This is a genomic window from Ferribacterium limneticum (assembly GCF_020510585.1).
Lineage (GTDB): Bacteria > Pseudomonadota > Gammaproteobacteria > Burkholderiales > Rhodocyclaceae > Azonexus.
In genome coordinates, this window is record NZ_CP075190.1 from 2,436,267 (window position 1) to 2,460,222 (window position 23,956).

At 59.5% G+C, this 23,956-nt stretch carries 19 protein-coding genes; 10 read left to right on the forward strand and 9 right to left on the reverse strand.

Annotated features, from left to right (window positions below):
* Positions 1-30 precede the first annotated feature (30 nt).
* The 3 genes from KI613_RS11955 (at position 31) to KI613_RS11965 (ending at position 2,773) form a co-directional block, all read left to right on the forward strand.
* On the forward strand, positions 31-1,146 hold the full coding sequence (locus KI613_RS11955) for an S-(hydroxymethyl)glutathione dehydrogenase/class III alcohol dehydrogenase (protein ID WP_404826919.1): 1,116 nt from the start codon (positions 31-33) through the stop codon (positions 1,144-1,146).
* Positions 1,147-1,156: 10 nt separating this feature from the next.
* Positions 1,157-2,020, forward strand: coding sequence for an S-formylglutathione hydrolase (fghA, locus tag KI613_RS11960; RefSeq protein WP_226399705.1), 864 nt, complete (start codon positions 1,157-1,159; stop codon positions 2,018-2,020).
* A gap of 261 nt (positions 2,021-2,281) precedes the next feature.
* Positions 2,282-2,773, forward strand: coding sequence for a ribonuclease HI (locus tag KI613_RS11965; protein ID WP_226399707.1), 492 nt, complete (start codon positions 2,282-2,284; stop codon positions 2,771-2,773).
* A 75-nt stretch (positions 2,774-2,848) separates the two neighbouring features.
* Here the strand turns inward: KI613_RS11965 and KI613_RS11970 are convergent, their stop codons facing one another.
* The 4 genes from KI613_RS11970 to KI613_RS11985 all read right to left on the reverse strand — a co-directional run bounded on the left by KI613_RS11970 (position 2,849) and on the right by KI613_RS11985 (position 8,589).
* On the reverse strand, positions 2,849-3,532 hold the full coding sequence (locus tag KI613_RS11970; protein WP_226399709.1) for a 2'-5' RNA ligase family protein: 684 nt from the start codon (positions 3,530-3,532) through the stop codon (positions 2,849-2,851).
* A gap of 178 nt (positions 3,533-3,710) precedes the next feature.
* Positions 3,711-4,511: a vWA domain-containing protein gene (locus tag KI613_RS11975; RefSeq protein WP_226399711.1), complete on the reverse strand. Its 801-nt coding sequence runs from the start codon at positions 4,509-4,511 to the stop codon at positions 3,711-3,713.
* Positions 4,512-5,404: 893 nt separating this feature from the next.
* On the reverse strand, positions 5,405-7,780 hold the full coding sequence (ppsA, locus tag KI613_RS11980; RefSeq protein ID WP_226399713.1) for a phosphoenolpyruvate synthase: 2,376 nt from the start codon (positions 7,778-7,780) through the stop codon (positions 5,405-5,407).
* 32 nt (positions 7,781-7,812) lie between these two features.
* On the reverse strand, positions 7,813-8,589 hold the full coding sequence (locus KI613_RS11985; protein WP_226399725.1) for a GntR family transcriptional regulator: 777 nt from the start codon (positions 8,587-8,589) through the stop codon (positions 7,813-7,815).
* 172 nt (positions 8,590-8,761) lie between these two features.
* Here KI613_RS11985 and KI613_RS11990 point away from each other — a divergent pair, with 172 nt between their 5' ends.
* The 7 genes from KI613_RS11990 (at position 8,762) to ppsR (ending at position 19,241) form a co-directional block, all read left to right on the forward strand.
* Positions 8,762-9,544 (forward strand): (Fe-S)-binding protein, encoded by a 783-nt coding sequence (locus KI613_RS11990; protein WP_226399727.1) that lies wholly within the window; start codon positions 8,762-8,764, stop codon positions 9,542-9,544.
* Positions 9,541-10,212: a LutC/YkgG family protein gene (locus tag KI613_RS11995; RefSeq protein ID WP_226399729.1), complete on the forward strand. Its 672-nt coding sequence runs from the start codon at positions 9,541-9,543 to the stop codon at positions 10,210-10,212. Before KI613_RS11990 ends, KI613_RS11995 begins: the two co-directional genes overlap by 4 nt.
* Positions 10,209-11,642, forward strand: a complete 1,434-nt coding sequence (locus tag KI613_RS12000; protein WP_226399731.1) for a LutB/LldF family L-lactate oxidation iron-sulfur protein — start codon at positions 10,209-10,211, stop codon at positions 11,640-11,642. The genes KI613_RS11995 and KI613_RS12000 overlap by 4 nt, the downstream gene beginning before the upstream one ends.
* A 611-nt stretch (positions 11,643-12,253) precedes the next feature.
* The gene (locus KI613_RS12005) at positions 12,254-15,019 is read left to right on the forward strand and encodes an FAD-binding and (Fe-S)-binding domain-containing protein (RefSeq protein WP_226399743.1); all 2,766 of its coding nucleotides are present in this window, start codon (positions 12,254-12,256) and stop codon (positions 15,017-15,019) included.
* Positions 15,020-15,093: 74 nt separating this feature from the next.
* Positions 15,094-15,540, forward strand: a complete 447-nt coding sequence (locus KI613_RS12010; RefSeq protein WP_226399745.1) for a universal stress protein — start codon at positions 15,094-15,096, stop codon at positions 15,538-15,540.
* Positions 15,541-15,650: 110 nt separating this feature from the next.
* Positions 15,651-18,413 (forward strand): phosphoenolpyruvate carboxylase, encoded by a 2,763-nt coding sequence (gene ppc, locus KI613_RS12015; protein WP_226399746.1) that lies wholly within the window; start codon positions 15,651-15,653, stop codon positions 18,411-18,413.
* 9 nt (positions 18,414-18,422) lie between these two features.
* Positions 18,423-19,241, forward strand: coding sequence for a posphoenolpyruvate synthetase regulatory kinase/phosphorylase PpsR (gene ppsR, locus KI613_RS12020; RefSeq protein ID WP_226399747.1), 819 nt, complete (start codon positions 18,423-18,425; stop codon positions 19,239-19,241).
* A 96-nt stretch (positions 19,242-19,337) separates the two neighbouring features.
* Here ppsR and fliB read toward each other — a convergent pair whose 3' ends face one another.
* The 5 genes from fliB to lpxA form a co-directional block, all read right to left on the reverse strand.
* A complete protein-coding gene (gene fliB, locus KI613_RS12025) occupies positions 19,338-20,582 on the reverse strand; it encodes a flagellin lysine-N-methylase (protein WP_226399748.1) in 1,245 nt (414 codons plus the stop codon).
* A 110-nt stretch (positions 20,583-20,692) separates the two neighbouring features.
* Positions 20,693-21,463, reverse strand: coding sequence for a TrmH family RNA methyltransferase (locus KI613_RS12030; RefSeq protein WP_226399749.1), 771 nt, complete (start codon positions 21,461-21,463; stop codon positions 20,693-20,695).
* Entirely contained in the window at positions 21,460-22,050 is a 591-nt protein-coding gene (rnhB, locus tag KI613_RS12035) for a ribonuclease HII (RefSeq protein WP_226399750.1), read from the reverse strand. The genes KI613_RS12030 and rnhB overlap by 4 nt, the downstream gene beginning before the upstream one ends.
* Positions 22,038-23,183 (reverse strand): lipid-A-disaccharide synthase, encoded by a 1,146-nt coding sequence (gene lpxB, locus KI613_RS12040; RefSeq protein WP_226399756.1) that lies wholly within the window; start codon positions 23,181-23,183, stop codon positions 22,038-22,040. Before lpxB ends, rnhB begins: the two co-directional genes overlap by 13 nt.
* A 1-nt stretch (position 23,184) precedes the next feature.
* Complete coding sequence (gene lpxA / locus KI613_RS12045) at positions 23,185-23,955, reverse strand: acyl-ACP--UDP-N-acetylglucosamine O-acyltransferase (RefSeq protein ID WP_226399758.1); 771 nt, start codon at positions 23,953-23,955, stop codon at positions 23,185-23,187.
* Position 23,956: the final 1 nt, after the last annotated feature.

Here is a 23,956-nt window from a genome sequence, read left to right on the forward strand (position 1 = left end):
CACTATTGTCACCGTTTTGAGAGTTCCGCCATGTCGATCAAGTCCCGCGCCGCTGTTGCCTTTGCTGCTGGTCAGCCCCTGCAAATAGTCGAAGTCGACGTCGAAGCGCCCAAGGCCGGTGAAGTCCTGGTCCGCATCATCGCTTCCGGCGTCTGTCACACGGATGCTTTCACGCTGTCCGGCGACGATCCGGAAGGCATCTTCCCGTCCATCCTCGGCCATGAAGGCGGCGGCATTGTCGAAGCCATCGGCGAAGGCGTCACCTCGCTGGTCGTCGGCGACCACGTCATTCCGCTGTACACCGCCGAATGCGGCAAGTGCAAGTTCTGCCTGTCGGGCAAGACCAACCTCTGCCAAGCCGTGCGCGCCACGCAGGGCAAGGGCCTGATGCCGGACGGCACGACGCGCTTCTCCTACAACGGCCAGCCGATCTACCACTACATGGGCTGCTCGACCTTCTCCGAATACACCGTGCTGCCGGAAATCTCGCTGGCCAAGATTCCGAAGAGCGCGCCGCTCGAAAAGGTCTGTTTGCTCGGCTGCGGCGTTACCACCGGCATCGGCGCCGTGCTCAATACCGCCAAGGTGGAGGAAGGCGCCACCGTCGCCGTCTTCGGCCTGGGCGGCATCGGATTGGCCGCCGTGATCGGCGCCAAAATGGCCAAGGCCTCGCGCATCATCGCCATCGACATCAACCCGGCCAAGTTCGAAATCGCCCGCAAACTGGGCGCCACCGACTGCGTCAATCCGAAGTATTACGACAAGCCGATTCAGGACATCATCGTCGAAATGACCGATGGCGGCGTCGATTACTCCTTCGAGTGCGTCGGCAACGTGAACCTCATGCGCGCCGCGCTCGAGTGCTGCCACAAGGGCTGGGGCGAATCGACCATCATCGGCGTGGCCGGGGCCGGCCAGGAAATCAGCACCCGCCCCTTCCAGCTGGTCACCGGCCGCGTCTGGCGCGGCTCGGCCTTTGGCGGCGTCAAGGGCCGTACGGAACTGCCGGGTTATGTCGAAAAGGCGCGCACCGGAGAAATCCCGCTCGACACCTTCATCACCCACACCATGCCGCTCGAAGAAATCAACAAGGCCTTCGACCTAATGCACGAAGGCAAGAGCATCCGCACCGTCATTCACTTCTAAGGTACCGGCCATGCCCCTCGAAAACCTCTCCTGCCAGAAAAGCGCCGGCGGCTGGATCAAGCGCTACCGGCACCGCTCGGCCACGCTCGGCTGCGACATGGTGTTCTCGATTTATCTGCCACCCCAGATCGAAAGCGGCGAAAAACTGCCGGTGCTCTACTGGCTGTCCGGCCTCAGCTGCACCGACGAGAATTTCATGCAGAAAGCCGGCGCCCACCGGCTCGCCGCCGAACTCGGCATGGTCATCGTCGCCCCCGACACCAGCCCGCGCGGCGACGACGTGCCGGGCGATCCGGACGGCGCCTGGGATTTCGGCCACGGCGCCGGTTTCTACCTCAACGCAACGCAAGCCCCGTGGGCGCAGCATTACCGGATGCACGACTACGTCGTACACGAACTGCCGGCGCTGATCGAGGCCAGCTTTCCGGTTTCCGACAAGCGCGGTATCAGCGGCCATTCGATGGGCGGCCACGGTGCACTGGTCTGCGCCTTGCGCAATCCGGGTCGCTACCAGTCGCTTTCCGCCTTCGCGCCGATCTGCAATCCGATGATCGTGCCCTGGGGCGAAAAGGCTTTTTCACGCTACCTCGGCGAAGACCGCTCGCAATGGCGCGAATGGGATGCCAGCCATCTGCTGGCCAATGCTGAGGAAAGGCTACCGATACTGATCGACCAGGGCGACCGCGACCAGTTCCTGACCGTCCAGCTCAAGCCGGGGGCGCTGCAGATCGCCGCCCTGGCCGCCGGACATCAGCTCGACTTGCGCATGCAGCACGGCTACGACCACAGCTACTACTTCATCGCCAGTTTCATCGAAGACCACTTGCGCCATCATGCCTGCGAACTCGGGGCAAGCGGCCTGCTTGCCGATTGATTGACCGCGTCGCCAGCGGGTGGCGGCGCGCCTCTCTCGGCACAATATTGCGCCGCGCACACAACGACACGCACTGTTGCAATCTGTTACTTGAGGTCGGGAAGCAACTCCCCTATCTTTAGCACATGCGCTGACCAGACATCAGCCCTGACGGCCCCACCCACCTCCCCCTCCCCGGGCCGTCCAGAAAGCCTCGTACTCCCCCCGGTACGAGGCTTTCGCCTTTTCAGGACCGGCGTTTCGGCTATGCTTGCAGCCACCATGCCGAGAAGACGAAAAAAGAAGATTGTTCGCCTCATTCACCCGTCGGTGAACCCGTTGCCCTTGCGACTCGCCCCGCTCTACGCCGGGCACCTGCAGATCTTCAGCGATGCCAGCCAGAAACGACATGGCGGACTGGCGGCCATTCTCTTCGCCACGCCAGACAGCGAAGCGCTGGTCAGAACCCGGACAGTGGCCATCATCGGCAGCAACGAACTCGAATTGCAGGCTACCCTGTTTGCGCTGGAACAGGCGCGAGACTTGTTCCCCAGCCAGCCACTGGCATTGTTTTCGGATAATCAGGATGCGGTGATCCGTCTGAACCGCGGAATAACGCAGGGCCTGAAGCAGGACCCCGTGTTGCGAGAAATGATCGGCGCCCTCGACCTTGTTGAAACACTGGCCAATGCGTCCATTTGCTGGATCAAGGGGCACGGCAGTTGCCGGGGCAACATCCTCGCCGACCAGCATGCGGCGGAGGCTGCGAGCTAGCCTTCAAAACGCCATTCTCACGGTCAACCGGGCTTGCTACGGTCTACCGAAAAAAATGGCCAAAATTGAAATCGCTCAGAACAAGGCTCTGTGCCAGCGCATTTCGCCAGAGGCCAGCAGATAATCGGCCAGGCAACTCAGCGGCCCGCCAATTTCGGTAGGCTGGTAAGCCATCAGGCTGATACGCTCGATGCGGCAGTGTGTTCGATCCTCCCCGGAAAAACTGGCCAGGCAGGCCCCGATCTCTGCCGCCGGCCAGGCACCGCCATACAGCCCGACCGTCACATGCGGCACGTAATCGCCAAATAAGCGGGAATGGCCATCAACGGCCAGGCACTCGCGCACAGCCGCGATATGACCACCCCGATCGACAGCACCCAGAAATGGCGCCGACGAAAAGCTCGACAAGCCGCCCACTTCGATCTCGAAGGCCGACACGCCAGCCGCCCGCAACGCCGAACACTGGCGCTCCAACATGGCTGGCGAAAACTCGTCGGCGCTCGTCGGCGCCGCACTGGGAAAACCGCACAGATCGAGCGTGACATGGGGCGGACGACCATAGCCGTCGAGCAGGTATCCGCCCAGAAGCACTGCAGCCCGCGCCACCAGAGCCCTGACCGCCAGCACATCGACATCAAGAGCCCAGAAAACATAGGGCGAGCGCCCGAGATGCCACTCGGGGAAGTCCCGCCGAACATTGCACACCGTATGCGAGCCCTCAATCAGATTCGCCGACACATCCATTGAAAGCCTGGCCATCGCTCGTTTTGTTTGTTGAAACAACGATTATCGGGGCAAAGAAACGAGAAAGGCCGGGTTTCCCCGGCCTTGTTTTTATACACGATATCTATATTGAGACACTGAACAGCGTGGCATCACTCTGACAACATTTCTGATATATCCGCTATGTCAGCGATAGCGAGCCATTTTCATTATTTCAATAAATTACTTTTCTGCGCAAACCTGCTAGGCCAGCCAAAGCCAACCCAAGCAGAGCCAAAGAGCCTGGTTCCGGAACACTAGTGGAGCCTTGGCATTCAGGAGCGGTTGGATTTGCGACACAAAAATCAAGAGTTTCTTGCAGCTTGGCAGTTGCGAAAGCCTGAACAAACGCAGCGACTACCGTTTGATCGGTTGTATTCAAACCATTCAAATCGAAAGATTGCCCACCATGGTCTGCAGCAAGATCATCATAGGAAGCAATAGCACCAGCACGAGTGATGGCATTGAAAAGCGCATTGTTAGCAGTAAGCTGAGCATCAACCAACGCTTCAGTCCAGGCTGTACCACCGCCACGAGCAGTCGTATCACCATTCGAAGCCTCGTCAGTAAAAATCATCAGATTTTTAACTGCATTGGTGCGATAGTTTAGATTAGTGCCACCAAAGGCATTCAACGAAAATGCGGTTGCGGTATAACCAGGCTCGGTACCGCCATTGACCACTAGACCTAAGGCAGCATTGGCAAAATTCGTGGCATTAGTAAAATCAGTGAGAACTCGTGGAACGACCAAATTGTTGCCATAGCCGACCAGTGCAAAACGCACATCAAGTCCGCCACCCGCAAGAATGCTGGCAAATGTCCCAATGTTGGTGCGCAAATTGGCTTGAACATTCCCCATTGATCCAGACTCATCAACCATGAACACGATATCCGATTGAATAAGTGCGTGGCTTGCGGATGAAGCGCCCAATGCGGCTGTGAACACCAAGCTTGCTACAAAGCGATTCAATTTCATGGCACCCCCCTATTTATTAGAACCCAACATGAACTGTGCGGAAACAGGAGCAAAATTTGAGCCAACAACAATTAATGCCTATTTTCAATAAATTAGGCATTGCCGCTAATATTCACCAATGTCACATGTAAGAAAAATCGACACATTGATTCTGTAAACGGATCTTGATATTTACTTTGCCAAAAACGACGCATAAGGGTGTTACCACGCAGATGACCCACGTTAGTGGTTAATAATGGCGGTGTGAGCAAGTTTGCCGTGCTCGTCAAAAAATACATGGTGCACGTCATCGTTCCAACTCGAAGTACATAGCCATAGGGGTACTCTAGTACGCGGCCTGCCGGCCCGGAACCCTCAGAGCCCAGCAATTGGCGAACACGTTCTCGGGCGTCCCTTGCTTGAGTACCGAACTCTTCAAATCGCGGACCATAGGCCACCAGCTAAAACTTTAGTCAATCGGGCGCCCCACAAGAGTGACGTACGCCTAGGGGGCGAATCGGCCACCTTGGCCGTGAGTGGTAGCTTCGTAGCGATGAAGTGGGCAAGACAGTAGGCTAATCCGCTTACAAAAAGGGCAATGGAGAGCAGGCCCGGCAGCAGGTAGGCCCAAGAGCTAGTCAGCCCCGCACACAGCAAGGCATGTCCAAAGAAGCACGCAGCACAAGTTATCAATGCGCTCTAGTCAGGATAGAGGAGGGGCTCATGTTGTATTCTTGGGCGGTATATGCCGGTATAGCGAGCCCTATCCAACAAGGCCAACTATCTGCTTTTAAAAGAAAATTATCAGCCGCGTAGTAACATCAACGTATAAACGAAAAGGCCGGGGAAACCCGGCCTTTTTATTTTTGGCTCATTTTTACGGTAGACCGTGGAAACCGCTATCAGAACGGATATCAGCCCTTCTTGTGGCTCGCCAGCTGCGTCCAGGTGTCCACCACGGTGTCCGGGTTCAGCGAGATGCTGCTGATGCCCTGATCCATCAGCCATTCGGCCAGATCGGGGTGGTCGGACGGGCCCTGACCACAGATGCCGATGTATTTGCCCATCTTGTTGGCGGCAGAGATTGCCATGGAGAGCAGCATCTTGACGGCCGGGTCGCGTTCGTCGAAGAGGTTGGCGACGAGGCCGGAATCGCGGTCGAGGCCGAGGGTGAGCTGGGTCAGGTCGTTGGAGCCGATCGAGAAGCCGTCGAAGATTTTGAGGAAATCTTCAGCCAACAGGGCGTTGGACGGGATTTCGCACATCATGATCAGCTTGAGATCGTTTTCGCCCTGCTTCAGGCCATGTTCGGCCAACAGATCGACGACGCCCTGGCCTTCGCCGACGGTGCGGACGAACGGGACCATCAGTTGCACGTTGGTCAGGCCCATTTCTTCACGGACCTTCTTCATGGCGCGGCATTCCATTTCGAAGCAGTCGCGGAAGGACTGGGCGATGTAACGCGAGGCGCCGCGGAAGCCGAGCATCGGGTTTTCTTCCTCCGGCTCGTAGAGTTCGCCGCCAAGCAGCTTGCGGTACTCGTTGGATTTGAAGTCGGAGAGGCGGACGATGACCGGGTTCGGCCAGAAGGCGGCAGCAATCGTGGACACGCCTTCAACCAGCTTCTCGACGAAGAATTCCTTCGGCGAAGCATAGCCACGGGCGCGGCGCTTGATTTCGTCACGCTTCGAAGCCGGCAAACGCTCGACGTCAAGAATGGCCTTCGGGTGGATACCGATGACGTTGTTGATGATGAACTCGACGCGGGCCAGACCAACGCCGGCATTCGGCAGTTGGGCGAACTCGAAGGCCAGTTCCGGATTGCCGACGTTCATCATGACCTTGACCGGGACGTCCGGCATGGCGGTGATATCGCGCGAGGTGACTTCGAAATCGAGGCTGCCGCGGTAAACGTGGCCGGTATCGCCTTCGGTACAGGAGGCTGTGACGATTTCGCCTTCGGTCAGCGTTTCGGTCGCGTCGCCGCAACCGACAATGGCCGGGATGCCCAGTTCGCGGGCGATGATCGCGGCGTGGCAAGTGCGGCCGCCACGGTTGGTGACGATGGCCGAAGCGCGCTTCATGACCGGTTCCCAGTTCGGGTCGGTCATGTCGGCGACGAGCACGTCACCCGGCCGAACCTTGTCCATCTCCTTGGGATCATGAACGATGCGGACCGGGCCGACACCGATCTTCTGGCCAATGGCGCGGCCGGAGGCGAGCACCTTGGAGAAGGACTTGAGCTTGAATTTTTCGACCTTGCCGGCACCAGCCTGCGACTGAACGGTTTCCGGACGGGCCTGGAGGATGTAGAGCTTGCCGTCGATGCCGTCCTTGCCCCATTCGATGTCCATCGGACGACCGTAGTGGGCTTCGATGATCATGGCGTAGCGGGCCAGCTCCATGACTTCTTCGTCATTAAGCGAGAACTGGTGACGCAGGGATTCTTCGACTTCCTCGGTAACGACCGACTTGCCGGCGACCTTTTCAGCCGAAAAAGTCATCTTGATCATCTTCGAACCAAGGTTGCGACGCACAACGGCCTTCTTGCCGGCGGCCAGCATAGGCTTGTGCACGTAGAACTCGTCCGGATTGACAGCGCCCTGAACGACGGTTTCGCCGAGGCCGTAGGAAGACGTAACGAAGACGGCATCACGGAAGCCGGATTCGGTGTCGAGTGTGAACATCACGCCGGCGGCGCCCTTGTCGGAACGAACCATGCGCTGGATACCGGCCGACAGGGCGACGTCAGCATGAACGAAGCCCTTGTGCACGCGGTAGGAAATGGCGCGGTCGTTGTACAGGGAAGCGAACACTTCCTTGATGGCGTGCAGGATGTTTTCCAGGCCGACGATGTTGAGGAAGGTTTCCTGCTGACCGGCGAAGGAGGCATCCGGCAAGTCTTCGGCAGTGGCGGAAGAGCGCACGGCGAAGGACATGTCGGTGGTCGAATCGGCGACCAGGCGCTGGTACTGCTCGGTGATGGCGATGGTCAGGTCCATCGGGAACGGGGTGTCCATGATCCACTGGCGAATCTCGGCGCCGGTCTTGACCAGGGTATTGACGTCATCGACATCAAGCACGTCGAGCACGGCATTGATCTTGGCATCGAGGCCGGACTGGGCCAGGAAATCGCGGTAAGCCTGCGCCGTCGTGGCAAAGCCGCCCGGCACGCGAACGCCGGTATCGGCCAGCTGGCTGATCATTTCGCCGAGCGAGGAGTTCTTGCCGCCGACTTTGTCGACGTCGTTCATTCGGAGTTTTTCGAAAGGTAGGACGAGCGGTTCCATGGGGGTTCCTTACAGGAAAGTTGAATTGAAAATCAGGAAGTGGAGTCGGAAAAATCAGGGCTGAGACGACGGGCGGCAGTTTCGCGGCGGGCGACACTGCGCAGGGTTTGGGCCAGCGTTTCGCGGACGAAATCGATGTGCGTTTCGGCGGCAGCACGGGCCGCTTGCGGCTTGCGGCCGACGATTGCTTCGTAGATGGCGGCGTGCTGGCTCTTGAGCAAGTTGCCGGCCGCCGGCACGGTTTTCAGTTCGCCAAGATTGAGGCGGATGTTGTCGTGCATCAGGCGCAGCAGGGCCGACGACAGATGGCCGAGCAGCGCATTGTGGGCAGCCTCGCCGACAGCCTGGTGAAAGGCGATGTCGGCTTCGGAGCGCTGATCCATATTTTCGTTGGTAAAGGTGGCATTCAGCGCGGCGAAGCGCTGGCCGAGTCGCGTCAGATCGGCTTCGGTGGCACGCTCGGCGGCCCACTCTGCGGCCTGGCCTTCAAGCATGCGGCGGAATTCGAGCATGTCTTCGCGCAGATTGGGATGGCTGCCCATCATGTCCTGCCACGGGTCGAAGAAAGTCGCCTCGAGCGCATTGGTGACGTAAGTGCCACCGCCCTGCTTGCTCTGCACCATGCCCTTGGATGCCAGTTTCTGAATCGCTTCACGCAGCGACGGACGCGAGACGCCAAACTCGGTCGACAGTTCGCGCTCCGGCGGCAGGCGGTCGCCGGATTTCAGCGAGCCTTCCAGGATGCGGCGCTCCAGCGAAGCAGCGACGGCATCGGAAATACGCGGGACCTGCACTTTATTGATGGGCATCGGGCTCGGCATGATTGGTAAGACCAGCGCATTTTAATCAGCGTTTCGGTAAAGCGCAAGTGTAGGATATTCCCTTAGTTATTTGACTAAGTCACGGTATTCACGTAAATTTTCACCTACACGAATATTGGTCTTACCATTTTACCGTTAAATAATTCGCAACGGAGACAAGATGAAACAACCGGAATCCGCAGTAGCACGGCCTGGCGACGTTTATTTTTTTGCCACCTGTGTCGTCGACCAGTTCTTTCCCGGCGCCGGGATGGATGCCATCACCCTGCTTGAGCGCGAAGGTATCCGTGTGCATTTCCCGGAGGAACAAACCTGCTGCGGTCAACCGGCTTATACGAGCGGTTTTCCCGATGAAGCGCGCAAGGTCGCGGCGCATCAATTGACGCTCTTTCCGAACGACTGGCCGGTCGTCGTACCGTCCGGCTCCTGCGCCGGCATGATGAAACATCACTATCCGACGCTGTTCGCTGCCGACCCGGTGCGCAAGGCCCAGGCTGAAGCCCTCTCGGCGCGCATCTATGAGCTGACCGACTTTCTGGTCAACGTCCTGAATTTCCAGCCGGAAGACAAGGGCAGCGACTGTACCGTCGTGCTGCATACCTCGTGCTCGGCCCGTCGAGAAATGGGCGTGCATTTAACCGGGCGCCAACTGCTTGGCGGACTGAAAGGCGTGAAAGTCGCGCAGCAGGACCACGAATCCGAATGCTGCGGCTTTGGCGGCACCTTCTCGGTCAAGCAACCGGAAATTTCCGGGGCGATGGTCGAGGACAAGGTCAAGGCGCTCAAGGCGACCGGCGCCGAGCGCGTCGTCAGCGCCGATTGCGGCTGCCTCATGAACATCCTCGGCCACGCGGCCTGGAAGGACAAACAGGCAGGCCTCGCGAAACCCAGCCTGCCCGGCGAACACATCGCCAGCTTCCTGCTGCGGAGGACTTCGAAATGAACGCCCGTGATCGGATTCTTTCGAAATTGAAGGCAAAAATGCCGTCGACCACACCGGCCTTGCCTGATGTCGCCGGCTGGTTTGCGACGCATCGCGTCGTTGAATCGGCAGCCGACAAGGCCAAGCGCTTCCGCGCCTGTATCGAACTGGCACACGCCGAAGTGCATGCGGTGACATCCGCCAACTGGCTGGCCAAACTGCTTGAAGTCCTGCGCGCCAAGCAGATCAACAAACTGCTCGTCGCCGAAGAAACGGCGCATGGCGACGCCGTGCTCAACGACTTCCCGCGCCACGGCATCGACTGCCAGACCTACGACTTGCCCATCGAAGCCTGGAAGTCGGAAATGTTCCAGCAGACGCCGGCCAGCCTGACCGTTGCCCGCGCCGCGATTGCCGAAACCGGGACGCTGATTCTGTGGCCCGATGCCGACGAGCCACGCCTGATGTCGCTGGTCCCGCCGGTGCATGTCGTGCTGCTCGACGCCGGCAAGATTTACAACACCTTTTTCGAAGCGATGCAGGCGGAAGGTTGGGCCAATGGCCTGCCGACCAATGCACTGCTCATCTCCGGCCCCTCGAAGACGGCCGACATCCAGCAGACGCTGGCCTATGGTGCGCATGGCCCTAAAGAACTGGTTGTACTGATGCTGACGGAGGACGAACAATGAGCGAGCACATCCTGGAGTTCAAGCCCTCCGAAGGCTTCCGCGCCCGCTCCAAGGCCGTCGTCGACAACCCCTTCCTGCGCCAGAGTTTCCGCGGCGCCATGGATTTCCTGATGAGCAAGCGGGCGGCGCAGTTTCCCGATTCGGAAGAGCTCGAAAGCCTGCGCACGCTGGGCGAAAGCATCCGCCAATACAATCTCGCGAAGCTGCCGACGCTGCTCGAACAGCTCGAAGCCAACCTGATGCGCAACGGCATTCAGGTCCATTGGGCCGAGACGCCGGACGAAGCCAACGCCATCATCCTCGGCATCTGCCAGCAGCACCGCGCCAAGCTGATGGTCAAGGGCAAGTCGATGGTCAGCGAGGAAATCGAACTCAACCACGCGGCCGAAGCCGCCGGGATCGGCGCGCTGGAATCGGACATGGGCGAGTACATCGTCCAGTTGGCGGGAGAGAAGCCGTCGCACATCATCATGCCGGCCATCCACAAGACAAAGGAGGAAATCGCCCGACTCTTCGCCGACAAGGTCGAAGGCGTCGATTACACCGACAATGTCGATGCGCTGATCCAGATCGGCCGCAATGTGCTGCGGCAGAAATTTCTGGAGGCCGACATCGGCCTCTCCGGTGTCAATTTCGCTGTCGCCGAAACCGGCACGCTGTGTCTGGTCGAAAACGAAGGCAATGGCCGGATGTGCACCACGGCGCCGCCGGTGCATATCGCCATCACCGGCATCGAGAAGATCGTCGAAAAACTGGAGCACATTCCGCCGTTACTCTCCTTGCTGACGCGCTCGGCGACCGGCCAGAATATTTCGACCTACTTCAACATGATCTCCAGCCCACGCAAGCCGGGCGAGAAGGACGGCCCGAGCGAAGTGCATCTCGTGCTGCTCGATAACGGCCGTTCACAAGCCTATGCCGATGAGCAATTGCGCAAGACGCTGCAATGTATTCGCTGTGGGGCGTGCATGAACCACTGCCCGGTTTATACGCGGATTGGCGGGCATGCCTACGGGACGACCTATCCCGGGCCGATTGGCAAGATCATTTCGCCGCATATGCTAGGGCTGGAAGCGACTTCCACGATGGCCACGGCCTCCTCGCTGTGCGGGGCTTGTGGCGAGGTTTGTCCGGTGAAGATTCCGATTCCGGAGTTGCTGATGCGGTTGCGGGAGGAGGCTTTTACGGCGCCGCATGCGAATCCTGCGATGGTTGGGCAAGGGGCGGGGTATAGCTGGTTGATGACTTCCGTCTGGAAGGGGTGGGCGGCGGTTTATCGCTCTCCTTCCCTGTACGGTGTCGCGACTTGGCTGGGGAGTCGGTTTTCGTGGCTGATGCCTTCGAAGCAAGGGGCGTGGACTTCGGTTCGGGTTCCTTTGAAGCCGGCGCCTCGGCGGTTGCGGGATATGTTGAAGGAACGCGGGGAATGACGCTTTCCTTTGGCGGGCTTGGGTTTCCGCCTTGCTGGCGGGCGTACTTTCTTTTGCTTCGCCAAAAGAAAGTAGCCAAAGAAAAGGCGACCCCGGGGGCGGCGCCGGCTTTGCCGGTCCCTTGCGCTACTCGCCACTGGCGGGGGCTGCGGAACTCGGGCTTCGCCCTCAGACAGTCCTCGCCCTTTATCCGCCAGCGGCTGCGTTGCTCAGCGCCTTCCACGGGGACCCCAAAGACGTCCGGGCTCACCATTTCGTCGCAAAAAACCGGTTTCCACGGTCAACCGGAAAAAAAAACCAAAAATGAAATCTGTTATTCAGGCTCCCAAGCTCAAGCACGGATCGTTTCACCGGGCCCCTTGAGAGGTGCCGAGCAACGCAGGAAGGCCGGGGGACTTCGGCGAGGACTGTTTGAGGGGCAAAGCCCCGAGTTCCGCAGCCGCCCGGCCTGCCGAGTAGCGCAGGGAACCGGCAACGCCGGCACCGACCCAGGGTCGCCTTCTTCTTTGCTTACTTTCTTCTTGGCGAAGCAAGAAGAAAGTAAGACGCGCCTCAAGCGCGGAAAATCACGCCAATCAAGCAACACCAAATAACAAATCCGAGACAAACCCATGAGCGACCTCATCCACGCCCTGAGCGACCACCTCCCGCCGCACCAGATCATCGTCGATGACCTCCGTCGCCTGGCCTATGGCACCGACGCAAGCTTCTACCGCCTGACGCCCGAGGTCATCGCCGTCATCGAAAACGAGGAAGAAGCGCGCCAGGTCTTAAATGCCGCCAAGCAACACAACCGCCCCATCACCTTCCGGGCCGCCGGAACCAGCCTCTCCGGCCAGGCCATCACCGATGGCATCCTCGCCCTGATCGGCGAAGGCTTCGCCACCTATGAACTCAACGCCGACGCCAGCCAGGTCAAGGTCGGCCCCGGCATCGTCGGCGGCGAAGTGAACCGTCGTCTCGCCCCGTTCGGCAAGAAGATCGGCCCTGACCCCGCCTCCATCGGCGCCGCCAAGATCGGTGGCATCGCTGCCAACAACGCCTCCGGCATGTGCTGCGGCACGGCCCAGAACAGCTACCGGACGCTGGCCGGCATGCGTGTCATGCTGGCCGACGGCAGCGTGCTCGACACTGAGGATCACATGAGCGTCGATGCTTTCTCGAAGAGCCACGCCGTACTGCTCGGCGAACTGGAGCGCCTCGGTCGCGACACGCGCAACAACCCGAAGCTGGCCGAGCGCATCCGCCACAAGTTCAAGATCAAGAACACGACCGGCTACAGCCTCAACGCGCTGATCGATTACGAAGATCCGATCGACATCCTGAGCCACCTGATGATCGGCTCAGAAGGCACGCTCGGCTTCATGTCGCGCATCACCTACAACACCGTCGTCGAAGACCCGTTCAAGGCGTCAGCGCTGGTTTTCTTCCCGGATATCCGCACTGCCTGCGAGGCCGTCATCCGCCTCAAGCCACAGCCGGTTTCCGCCGTCGAACTGCTCGACCGCCCCGCCCTGCATTCGGTTGAAAACAAACCCGGCCTACCGGCCATCATGCGCGAATTGGGCGAGGAAGCCGCCGCACTGCTCATCGAAGTCCGGTCTTCCACGGTCGACGGGATAAATGAGCGAATTTCGCAAGTCCATACTGCGATGGCGGGCGTCGCCACGGTGGAGCCGATGGTTTTCTCGATCGATCCGGCGACCTGCGAGATGTACTGGAAAGTCCGCAAGGGCACCTTCCCGGCCGTCGGCGCCATGCGCCGCACGGGCACCACGGTGCTCATCGAGGACGTCGCCTTCCACATTGAAAACCTGGCCGACGCCACGCTCGACCTGCAAGCCCTGCTCCGCCACCACGGCTACCACGAGGCGATCATTTTCGGCCACGCGCTGGAAGGCAATCTGCACTTCGTCATCACCCAGGATTTCGGCGATGCCAGCGAAGTCGACCGTTACGCCCGCTTCATGGACGATCTCTGCCACATGGTGGTCGATAAATACGACGGCTCGCTCAAGGCCGAGCACGGCACCGGCCGCAACATGGCGCCCTTCGTCGAGCTCGAATGGGGCAAGGAAGCAGCCGACCTGATGCGCCGGATCAAGGCCTTGTTCGACCCGGAAAACCGCCTCAACCCGGGCGTCATCCTCAACGACAATCCGCGCGCCCACCTCGAAAACCTCAAGCCGATGCCGGCCGCCGAAGACATCGTCGACCGCTGCATCGAATGCGGCTTCTGCGAACCGCTCTGCCCCTCGCACCGCCTGACGCTGAGCCCGCGCCAGCGCATCACCAGCGTGCGCGAACTGGCGCGGCGTGCTGCAGCGGGCGAACCGGCTGGCAGCGTCGGCGAGGACTACGCCTACATGGGCCTCGACACCTGCGCCGCCTGCGGCCTGTGCTCGACAGCCTGCCCGGTCGGCATCGACACCGGCGATCTGACCCGCCGCCTGCGCGGGCGTAAGCTTGGCGACACGGCGCGCGCCGTCAATGCCTGGACCGGGGAGCATTTCGGCACGCTGGCCAACGCCTCGCGCCTCGGCCTGAATGTCGGCCACGCCGTTTCCGGCGTCCTCGGCGACAACCTCCTCGGCCGCATTTCGGGCGGTGCCTGGAAAAAGAACATGCCGCACGCCGGGAAAGCCCCAGTGGCGCGCACCACGCAAGGCGACCCGGTCGTCTACTTCCCGACTTGCGGCGGCCGCATCTTTGGCCCATCAACGGCCGGTGAAGCTCAACTCGGCAACGTCATTCTCGACCTGCTGACCCGCGCTGGCTACGCGCCGATCCTGCCAGAAGGTTTCGACAGCCTGTGCTGCGGCCAGATGCTGGCCAGCAAGGGGATGGCCGAAGAAGCCGACGGTATGTCCAACACGCTGGAAGCGGCGCTTATGAAAGCCTCGCAGAACGGCAAATACCCGGTAATCATGGACGCCAGCACCTGCACCGTCCGCATGCAGAAACATCTCGCCGACCGCCTCAAACTCTACGACTTCCACGAATTCGCCGTCGATGCGCTGCTGCCGCGTCTGATGATCAGCAAGCAATCAGGCCCGGTTGCCCTGCACGTCAATTGCAGCGTGCGCAAGACCGGCTCCGACGCCAAGCTAAAAATCCTGCTCGCCGCCTGCGTCGAGCAGATCATCGAACCAGCCGGCGTGACCTGCTGCGGCTTTGCCGGTGACCGTGGTTTTGCTGTGCCAGAACTGAACCGCCACGCCCTGCGCCACATCCACAAGGATCTGCCGGCCAACTGCGCCTGCGGCGTCTCCACCAACCGCACCTGCGAAATCGGCCTGACTGCCGAAACCGGCATCAACTACCAGTCCATCGCCTATTTGCTCGAGAAATGCAGTCGACCGCAGCAAACATGTTGAGGATTTCCCTAACAGCGCAAACCCCGGCGAATTGCTAAGTTACGTCCGATCAAACAAATTCAAGGAGAGCACCCATGTACAAGAAGATTCTGGTCGCCATCGACGACAGCGCCACCTCCCGCGGCGCACTGGCCGAGGCGCTGCACATTGCCCGGACGAGCAAGGCCAAGCTTTACATCACCCACGTTGCCGACGAAACCGTGCTCAACCTGCATGGCCACGCCATGACCAACGCCGTCAATGTCGACGGTGCCGTCGCCAACCTGATCAAGGGCGGGCAAAAGCTGCTCGACGATGCCATGGCGTCGGTTACTGATGTCGATGCCGAAGCGCTGATGCTGGAAGCCAGCAACCGGCGCATTTCAGAAGTCATTTCCGACAAGGCCAAAGAACTCGGCGTCGACCTCATCGTCATCGGCCGTCACGGCCAGCGCGGCCTGGCCACGCTGATTCTTGGCTCGGTGGCCGAACAACTGGCCAAGATGGCCGATGCGTCGGTACTTTTGGTCAGAAAGCACTAAGCAGCCATCGCGGTACAAAACACTTTTATTCTGATTGCCAGCCTGTAGCGCAGAGGTCAGAATATCGAGAAAAACGAACAATACCGAAAAACTCGATCAGGAAACAGCTCATGCATCAAGCCTCACTGGACACCAGCAAGGACGAACCCCTTCGCGACGATATTCGCCTGCTTGGCCGCATCCTCGGCGATACAGTCCGTGAGCAGGAGGGCGAATCGGTGTTCGACATCGTCGAACGCGTCCGCCAGACTGCCGTGCGTTTTGCCCGCGACGGCGACCCGGCAGCCCGCAACGAACTCGCCGCCCTGCTCGACCCGCTGCCGCGCGACACCACCCAGGCCGTCGTCCGCGCCTTCAGCTACTTCCTGCAACTGGCCAACATTGCCGAGGACGAGCACCACATCCGCCGGCGGCGCGCCCACGACCTGGCCGGCTCGCCGCCGCGCGAAGGCAGTTTGATTTTTGCCCTGGATTCCCTGTCGACCGCAGCGGTCTCGCCGGAAGCCATCGCCGACTTCTTCGCCCATGCCGTCGTCGCCCCGGTGCTCACCGCCCACCCGACCGAAGTCCAGCGTCAGAGCCTGATCCGCAACCACCGCGACCTGGCCCGCCTGCTCGACCAGCGCGAACGCCTGCAGATGACGCCGGAAGAGGAAGCCGAGAACGATCTCGGCATCGCCAATTCCATCCTCACCCTGTGGCAGTCGCGCATGCTGCGCCCGGTACGCCTCAAGGTGCTCGACGAGGTCAAGAACGGCATCACCTACTTCAAGGAAACCTTCTTCACCGAACTGCCGCGCCTCTACATCCAGGCGACGCAGCAACTGCAAAAACGCTACCCCGACACCCATTGGGCGCTACCGCCCTTCTTCCGCGTCGGCAGCTGGATCGGCGGCGACCGCGACGGCAATCCGTTTGTTACTGCCGAGATCCTGCGTGAAGCCCTGCGCCTGCAATCGGCCGCGGCGCTCAATCACTATCTCGAAGAAATCCACGAACTGGGCGGCGAATTGCCACTCTCCGACCTGCTCGTTCAGGTCACGCCGGAACTGTTGGCGCTGGCCGAACACTCCACCGACCACTCGCCGCAACGCGCCGACGAGCCCTATCGCCGCGCCCTCTCCGGCATTTATGCCCGCCTCGCCGCGACCGCCCGCGTGCTCGACCATGTCGAGCCAGTGCGCCACGAAATAGGCCACGCCGATGCTTACGAAACGCCGGAAGCCCTGCGCGCCGACCTCAAGGTACTCAACAATTCGCTCAAGCTGAACGGCAGCGGCAACCTGGCGGGCGGCCGCCTGCGCCGGCTGCTGCGCGCAGTGCAGGTTTTCGGCTTCCACCTGGCGCCGATCGACCTGCGCCAGAACTCCGAAGTCCATGCCCGCAGCGTCGCCGAACTGCTGGCCGGGGCCGGTCGTTGCCCGGACTACGAAGCACTTTCCGAAATTGAGCGAATTTCCCTGTTGACCGTGGAAATCAGCACCCCGCGCCCGCTTTACTCGCCCTACCTGAGCTATTCGGAGGAAACGCAGGGCGAACTGGCCATTTTCTTCGCCGCCCGCGAACTGCGCCAGCGCTACGGCGCCGCCGCGCTGCCCAATTGCATCATCTCGAAGACCGACGGCGTTTCCGACCTGCTCGAACTCGCCCTGCTGCTCAAGGAATCCGGCCTGCTGCTGCCCGGCGCGCAGCCGAAGCTGGAAGTGAACATCATCCCGCTCTTCGAAACCATCGAAGACCTGCAGAAGAGCGCGGCAACGATGGCCGGCGTCTTCGCCATCCCGGCCTACCGCGAACTGATCGCCGGCCGTGGTGACGAGCACGAAGTCATGCTCGGCTACTCCGATTCCAACAAGGACGGCGGCTTCCTGACCTCGGGCTGGGAACTCTACAAGGCCGAAATCGAACTGGCCCAGGTCTTCAAGCAGCACGGCGTTCGCCTGCGCCTGTTCCACGGCCGTGGCGGCTCAGTTGGTCGCGGTGGCGGCCCGACCTATCACGCCATCCTGGCCCAGCCAGCCGGCGCGGTTTCCGGCCAGATCCGCCTGACCGAACAGGGCGAAGTCATTTCGACCAAATACGGCAACGCCGATACCGGCCGCCGCAACCTCGAAGTGCTGCTCGCCGCGACGCTCGAAGCCAGCCTGACCGACCATGAAAACAAGGTCGAGCCGGCCGAGCAGTTCCACGCCGTAATGGACGAGCTCTCGCTGCGCGCCTTCAACGCCTATCGCGGCCTGGTCTATGAAACGCCGGGCTTCACGACCTATTTCCGCCAATCGACGGTGGTTTCCGAAATCGCCCTGCTCAACATCGGGAGTCGCCCAGCCTCGCGCAAGGCCTCCGAGCGCATCGAAGATCTACGAGCCATCCCCTGGGTGTTCAGCTGGGCGCAATGCCGCCTGATGCTGCCCGGCTGGTACGGCTTCGGTGCTGCGGTCGACGGCTATCTGGAGGCCAATCCGCAAGGCCTGACTACGCTGCGCCGCATGGTCAAATCCTGGCCCTTCTTCCAGAGCCTGCTCTCCAACATGGACATGGTGCTGGCCAAGACCGACCTCGCCATCGCCTCGCGCTACGCCGAACTGGTCGCCGATGTTGAACTGCGCGAGCGCATCTTCAGCCAGATCAAGGCCGAATGGGCGCTGACCAGAAAGCACCTGCTGGCCATTCTCGAACAGGATGATTTCCTCGCCGACAACCCCATGCTCAAGCGCTCGCTACAACTGCGCTCGCCCTACATGGACCCGCTCAACCACCTGCAGGTCGAACTGCTCAAGCGTCACCGCGCTGGCGAAACCGACGAGCGCGTCGCCCGCGGCATCCACCTGTCGATCAATGGCGTCGCTTCCGGACTGCGCAACAGCGGGTAAAATCAGCGCATGCCTACCCCAATCAAACGCACAGTCTTTTTTGTCTCGGACGGTACCGGCCTGACAGTCGAAGCCCTCGGCCACAGCCTGATGACCCAGTTCGAGGATATCGAGTTCAAGCAGATCCGCATCCCCTTTCTCAAAACCGTTGAGAAAGCCCAGGAGGCGGTTGCGCGAATCAACGCCCAAGGCGAATCGGACGGCATGCGCCCGATCGTTTTCACGACACTGATCAATCCCGAATTGGCCAGCCTCGTCCATCAATCCGACGCCTTCTGCCTGTCCTACTTCGAGTCCTTCCTGGCCCCGCTGGAAGCTGAACTCGGCAAGAAGTCGAACCATACCGTCGGCCGCTCGCATGGCTCGGCCGAAAGCTCCGAGTACAAACACCGCATCGAGGCGATCAACTACACGCTGGCTCACGATGACGGAATCACCGACCGCGATCTGGCCGAGGCCGATGTCATTCTCGTTGCCGTATCACGCTGCGGCAAGACGCCGACCTCGCTTTATCTGGCTATGCAATTCGGCCTCAAGGCTGCCAACTTTCCCCTGATTCCCGAAGATTTCGACCGCGGCTGCCTGCCCAGCACGCTCGAAAAGCATCGCTCCAAGCTGTTCGGCCTGACCATTCAGCCCGAACGCCTCACCCAAATCCGCGAAGAACGCCGCGCCGGCAGCAAATACGCCTCGCTGGCCAATTGTCGCTACGAAATTGCCGAAGCCGAAAAGATGATGCGTCGCGAAGGAATCCGCTGGCTGGACTCGTCGACCAAGTCGATTGAGGAAATCTCGACGACCATCCTGCAGGAGCTGAAGCTGCGCTGACCGACTAAACAATCGGCAACAGTAAAAATGGCGCATCAATTGATGTGCCATTTTTTTGCTATTCAGGCCAAAAATAAAACCAATCAGTCCAGTTTTTCAAGATGGCAATAGACCATATGCGTCTTCCAATCGATCCCAGCCGACTTCTTTCAAGGCCAGGTTAAAAAGATCGGCCAGGCTGTCATACTGATAAATCCTGCAAAAAACAACGACCGTTTTTAACAAGGCATCCTTGTTTGGCAAAGAATGGGAATCAACACTTATTGCAGAAAGCATAAACCGCAAAATCCCAAAACGGAAAACAATTCCCAGGTAATTTTGATATGCCGACTGAGCACCAAATGGGAAACAATCCCTGAACATTTCATTCAGGACATAATGCTCGAGAAGATACGGGGTTTCTGCGAGAGCACTCGGCAGGTTTTTCAAACCCTTGCGGTAGGTTTCAACCAAAATTTCTGGATCAAGCAAACCCGTTTTCTGATCCGCACCCAATGCCTTGGCAATCGAATCCTGCATCACTTGGCGTGACGGCGACCTGGGTTGGGCTTTTCTTGTATTCCAGATGGTGTGGAACAGTTTTGCCTGAAAACCATAGTCGGGCTGAACCTTGGAGAGCATTTTGACCGCTTCTCCGCTCTCGATAACAAACAGGAAGTTTTCCAGCAGATTTGTTATTCCAGGAGGGCTCTCACCTTTAAGCACACGGTCCAGTTCGCGACAGAAGGCCCCGAGAACCACCAATCTCTCCCAGATTTCAAGGCCCTCCGTACGCATCAACTGAAAACAGAAAATGCGGATTTCATTCATTTCATCAACAGACATTCCCCATTTTTCATCGATCACGCTTAGTGCCTCGGGGCGGACCGATAATTCTCCCTCGACAAAATCAAAGGCGTCGGCTTGAAGCAAAGCCAGACGGGCTGCTTCCGGACATGAAAGCGTCAGGGTCTGCTCGATATTCCCTAAAAACTTGCGCGTAAATCGAGGGAAATTGAAGCAAGTATTGGAAAGTTTATCTTCACCAATATCGCGGTGAATGGCGCACAAATTCTCTTGCAGAAAAGGACAGTTGTTCGTGCACGGATCATTTATGGCACTTGCGTATTTTTCTTTGGTGGGAGATTGAGTTTGAATCCGGATGTTTTTTCCAAACAACTTTTTGAGTGCTGGCGGGTAGTATTTTTTGGGGTCGGTATAGGCCTCAAATGTTTTTTGATCGATGGAAATATCCCAGCCACTGCAGCAGGTATCTTCGCAGTCAGCCCCGATACATCGAAAATGACTGACATAGCGAGGGAAGAGTGCCGTAACTGAATCCGTTCGGTGCAATATGGACATAATCTATTCCGATTCGGTAATCGTCTATTTTCCAGTATTCAATGGCAAAACACTGTTCCTGACTACTTGTTGTTACTGAGCAGGCCCATCAGAACAGTTATCCGGGAGTCTTAGCCCAGCCGGCGCCGAACCATCTCGAACAGGCAAACTGCCGCAGCAGCAGCTACATTCAGCGACTCGACGGCACCCGGCATCGGTATCTTGATGCGTAGCCCGGCGGCTGCTATCAGTTCAGGGTGGACACCCTGCCCTTCGGCCCCAAACACCCAGGCTATCGGCCCATCCAGTTTGGCGCCATAAAGCGAAGTGGCATCGTCCAGACAGGTGACCGCCGTAGTGCCTTCGTAGCTGGCCATGAAACCAGCCAGATCGCACTCTTCATGGATAGCCAGCGCGAAGTGCGCACCCTGCCCGGCGCGCAGAACCTTGGGTGACCAGGGCGAAGCGCAGCCCGGCGACAGCAATGCCTGCTTGATGCCAGCCGCCGCCGCCGTGCGCAGCAACGTACCGACATTGCCGGGATCCTGCACCCCGTCTATCAAAATTGCGTCTTTTTTCCGGTTGACCGTGGCATTTGCATGCGGCGTCTTGATCAGCGCCAGCAAACCGCTCGGCGTATCAACCAGGCCGAGGTCACGCATCAGGCTATCGGCCAGAACGACCGTTTCCCGGCCTTCGACAAACCCGGCCACTTCGCCGCCAGCCGGCGCCGATTCGGCAACGATCAAGGTGTCCACCGGCCCAAATGCGGCCTCGTAAGCCTCGACCAGATGCACACCATCAAGCAGCGTTTGCCCGGTTTTTCGGCGCTCGCGCCCGGACTCGGCCAGCCGCTTGAGCAACTTGAAAAACGGGTTGTCGCGCGACTGGATCAGCTTCATAGCAGGGAAAGCTGCTTCGCCACCGGGCCAAAACTTCGGCGATGCACCGGCGAGGCGCCATGCTCTTCAAGCGCCTGAAAGTGCGCCGCCGTCGGATAGCCCATGTGCCGGTCAAAACCGTACATCGGATATTGCGCGTGCAGGGTCAGCATTTCGGCATCGCGCACGGTCTTGGCAAGAATTGACGCGGCGGCAATCGAAGCGATCTTGCCATCGCCCTTGACCACCGCCTCGCAGGGAATATTGAGCTCCGGGCAACGATTGCCGTCAACCATGGCGCCAGTCGGCAGGACGGCCAGTCCGGCGACGGCGCGCTGCATGGCCAGCATCGTGGCGTGCAGGATATTCAGGCGGTCGATCTCTTCAACCGAAGCCGATGCCACGGCCCAGGCCACGGCCCGTTCGCGGATCAGCACAGCCAGCGCATCGCGCTTCTTTTCACTGAGTTTTTTCGAGTCGTTGAGACCGGGAATTGGCCGCAGAGGATCGAGAATGACGGCCGCCGCGACGACTGTACCGGCCAGTGGACCACGCCCGGCCTCGTCGATACCGCAGACGAGGCCTTCCGGAACGATCAGTTCAGGCATTCAATGACCGCGTTGGCGGCCTTTTCCGCCGTGTTCTGACGTAGCTGCAAATGAATGTCGGTAAATGCCTCTTCAACCGCCGCGGCATTTTCCTTGTCCTCATATAGCTTGAGCAGCGCCTCAGCCAAATTTTCCGGTGTCGCTTCGTCCTGCAGGATTTCCGGCACGACATAACGCCCGGCCAGCACGTTGGGCAGCCCGACGTACGGCTGATAGGCCATGCGCTTCATAAGCCAGTAGGAAAATTTGGCGATCTTGTAGGTAATGACCATCGGCCGCTTGATCAGCGCCGCCTCAAGCGTCGCCGTACCACTGGCAACCAGCGATACATCGGCGGCCCCCAGCGCATCCTGGGCGTGGCCAAAAAGCAGCCTGAAAGGCACCTCACCGGCCTGCTGGCGATAAATCGCCGCTTCAAACTGGAGGCGTGTCTCACGGGTCGCCAGCGGCACGACAAAAATCGCGTTGGGCAAACGCTCGACTATCAATTGGGCAGTCTGCACGAAGGTATCGGCCATCATCGCCAATTCGCCCTGACGGCTCCCCGGCAACATGCCGAAAATCGGGTAATCGCGCGGCAACTCCAGCTTTTCGCGCACCGCCTGCTTGCTGGTCTGCAGCGGAATGATGTCAGCCAGCGGATGCCCGACATAGGTCACCGGAATATGCTCTTTTTCGTAGAGCGGCGGTTCCATTGGGAACAGCGCCAGCACACGATTGACAGCACGGGCAATTTTCTTGATACGCCCACCTCGCCAAGCCCAGATCGACGGGCTGACGTAATGGATGGTCTTGACGCCAGCCGACTTGAGGCTGGTTTCCAGCCCAAGATTGAAATCCGGCGCATCGATACCAATGAAGATATCGGGCTTGATATCGAGCAGGCGCTTTTTCAGCTGGCGGCGAATACCGGAAATCTCCCGGTAGTTTTTCAGGGCATCGACGTAACCCATGACCGACAACTTCTCCATCGGCCACCAGGCTTCGAAACCTTGCGATTCCATGCGCGGCCCACCGATGCCAAAAAAAACGGCATCCGGCAAACGCTCTTTCAGGGCGGCAATGAGGTGGCTGGCCAGGAGATCCCCGGAAGGCTCCCCTGCCACCATTGCAATACGTACGGCGCGGCCCATATCAGCGAATGATGCCTCGCTTGGAAACTTCCAGGAAGTCCACAAGACGCTGCAGATCCGGTTGCGTCCTGGCATCCTCGATCAGCTTGCTCTTGGCCTCTTCGAGCAACAGCCCGGACTTGTAGAGCGTACGGTAGGCACGCTTGAGCGAGGTGATCGAATCCGCCGAGAAGCCGCGACGTTTCAGGCCTTCGACGTTGATACCGTAAGGTGTCGCCGTGTTCCCGGCCGCCATCAGATAAGGCGGCACATCCTGCAGGATCACCGTACTGACGGCCGTCATCACATGCGCACCAATACGGCAGAATTGATGGACCCCGGTGAAACCGCCAAGAATTGCCCAGTCATCGACCACCACATGGCCAGCAAGCGACGCGTTGTTGGCGAAAGTGACCTTGTTGCCAACCTGGCAATCGTGCGCAATATGCACGTAGGCCATAATCCAGTTGTCGTCACCCAGTCTGGTGACCCCGGCATCCTGAACGGTACCCAGATTGAAGGTGCAGAATTCGCGGATGACGTTGCGGTCGCCGATCTCGAGACGAGTTGGCTCACCAGCGTACTTCTTGTCCTGCGGCACTTCGCCGAGCGAACAGAACTGGAAAATACGGTTGTCACGACCGATGCGGGTATGACCACGAATCACGGTATGCGGACCGATGACAGTGTTGTCACCGATCTCGACATCCGGACCGATAATCGAATACGGACCGATCTCGACATTGGCGCCGATCTTGGCGCCCGGATCGACAATAGCAGTCGAATGGATCATT

Coding starts and splice junctions, on each gene's coding strand:
- ppc (WP_226399746.1), top strand. CDS start 15,651: ATGCATCAAGCCTCACTGGACACCAGCAAGGACGAACCCCTTCGCGAC.
- KI613_RS11995 (WP_226399729.1), top strand. CDS start 9,541: ATGAACGCCCGTGATCGGATTCTTTCGAAATTGAAGGCAAAAATGCCG.
- lpxA (WP_226399758.1), bottom strand. CDS start 23,955: ATGATCCATTCGACTGCTATTGTCGATCCGGGCGCCAAGATCGGCGCC.
- KI613_RS11990 (WP_226399727.1), top strand. CDS start 8,762: ATGAAACAACCGGAATCCGCAGTAGCACGGCCTGGCGACGTTTATTTT.
- KI613_RS11965 (WP_226399707.1), top strand. CDS start 2,282: ATGCCGAGAAGACGAAAAAAGAAGATTGTTCGCCTCATTCACCCGTCG.
- KI613_RS11955 (WP_404826919.1), top strand. CDS start 31: ATGTCGATCAAGTCCCGCGCCGCTGTTGCCTTTGCTGCTGGTCAGCCC.
- KI613_RS12000 (WP_226399731.1), top strand. CDS start 10,209: ATGAGCGAGCACATCCTGGAGTTCAAGCCCTCCGAAGGCTTCCGCGCC.
- KI613_RS11970 (WP_226399709.1), bottom strand. CDS start 3,532: ATGGCCAGGCTTTCAATGGATGTGTCGGCGAATCTGATTGAGGGCTCG.
- KI613_RS11975 (WP_226399711.1), bottom strand. CDS start 4,511: ATGAAATTGAATCGCTTTGTAGCAAGCTTGGTGTTCACAGCCGCATTG.
- KI613_RS11985 (WP_226399725.1), bottom strand. CDS start 8,589: ATGCCCATCAATAAAGTGCAGGTCCCGCGTATTTCCGATGCCGTCGCT.
- ppsR (WP_226399747.1), top strand. CDS start 18,423: ATGCCTACCCCAATCAAACGCACAGTCTTTTTTGTCTCGGACGGTACC.
- KI613_RS12010 (WP_226399745.1), top strand. CDS start 15,094: ATGTACAAGAAGATTCTGGTCGCCATCGACGACAGCGCCACCTCCCGC.
- fghA (WP_226399705.1), top strand. CDS start 1,157: ATGCCCCTCGAAAACCTCTCCTGCCAGAAAAGCGCCGGCGGCTGGATC.
- KI613_RS12030 (WP_226399749.1), bottom strand. CDS start 21,463: ATGAAGCTGATCCAGTCGCGCGACAACCCGTTTTTCAAGTTGCTCAAG.
- fliB (WP_226399748.1), bottom strand. CDS start 20,582: ATGTCCATATTGCACCGAACGGATTCAGTTACGGCACTCTTCCCTCGC.
- lpxB (WP_226399756.1), bottom strand. CDS start 23,183: ATGGGCCGCGCCGTACGTATTGCAATGGTGGCAGGGGAGCCTTCCGGG.
- KI613_RS12005 (WP_226399743.1), top strand. CDS start 12,254: ATGAGCGACCTCATCCACGCCCTGAGCGACCACCTCCCGCCGCACCAG.
- rnhB (WP_226399750.1), bottom strand. CDS start 22,050: ATGCCTGAACTGATCGTTCCGGAAGGCCTCGTCTGCGGTATCGACGAG.
- ppsA (WP_226399713.1), bottom strand. CDS start 7,780: ATGGAACCGCTCGTCCTACCTTTCGAAAAACTCCGAATGAACGACGTC.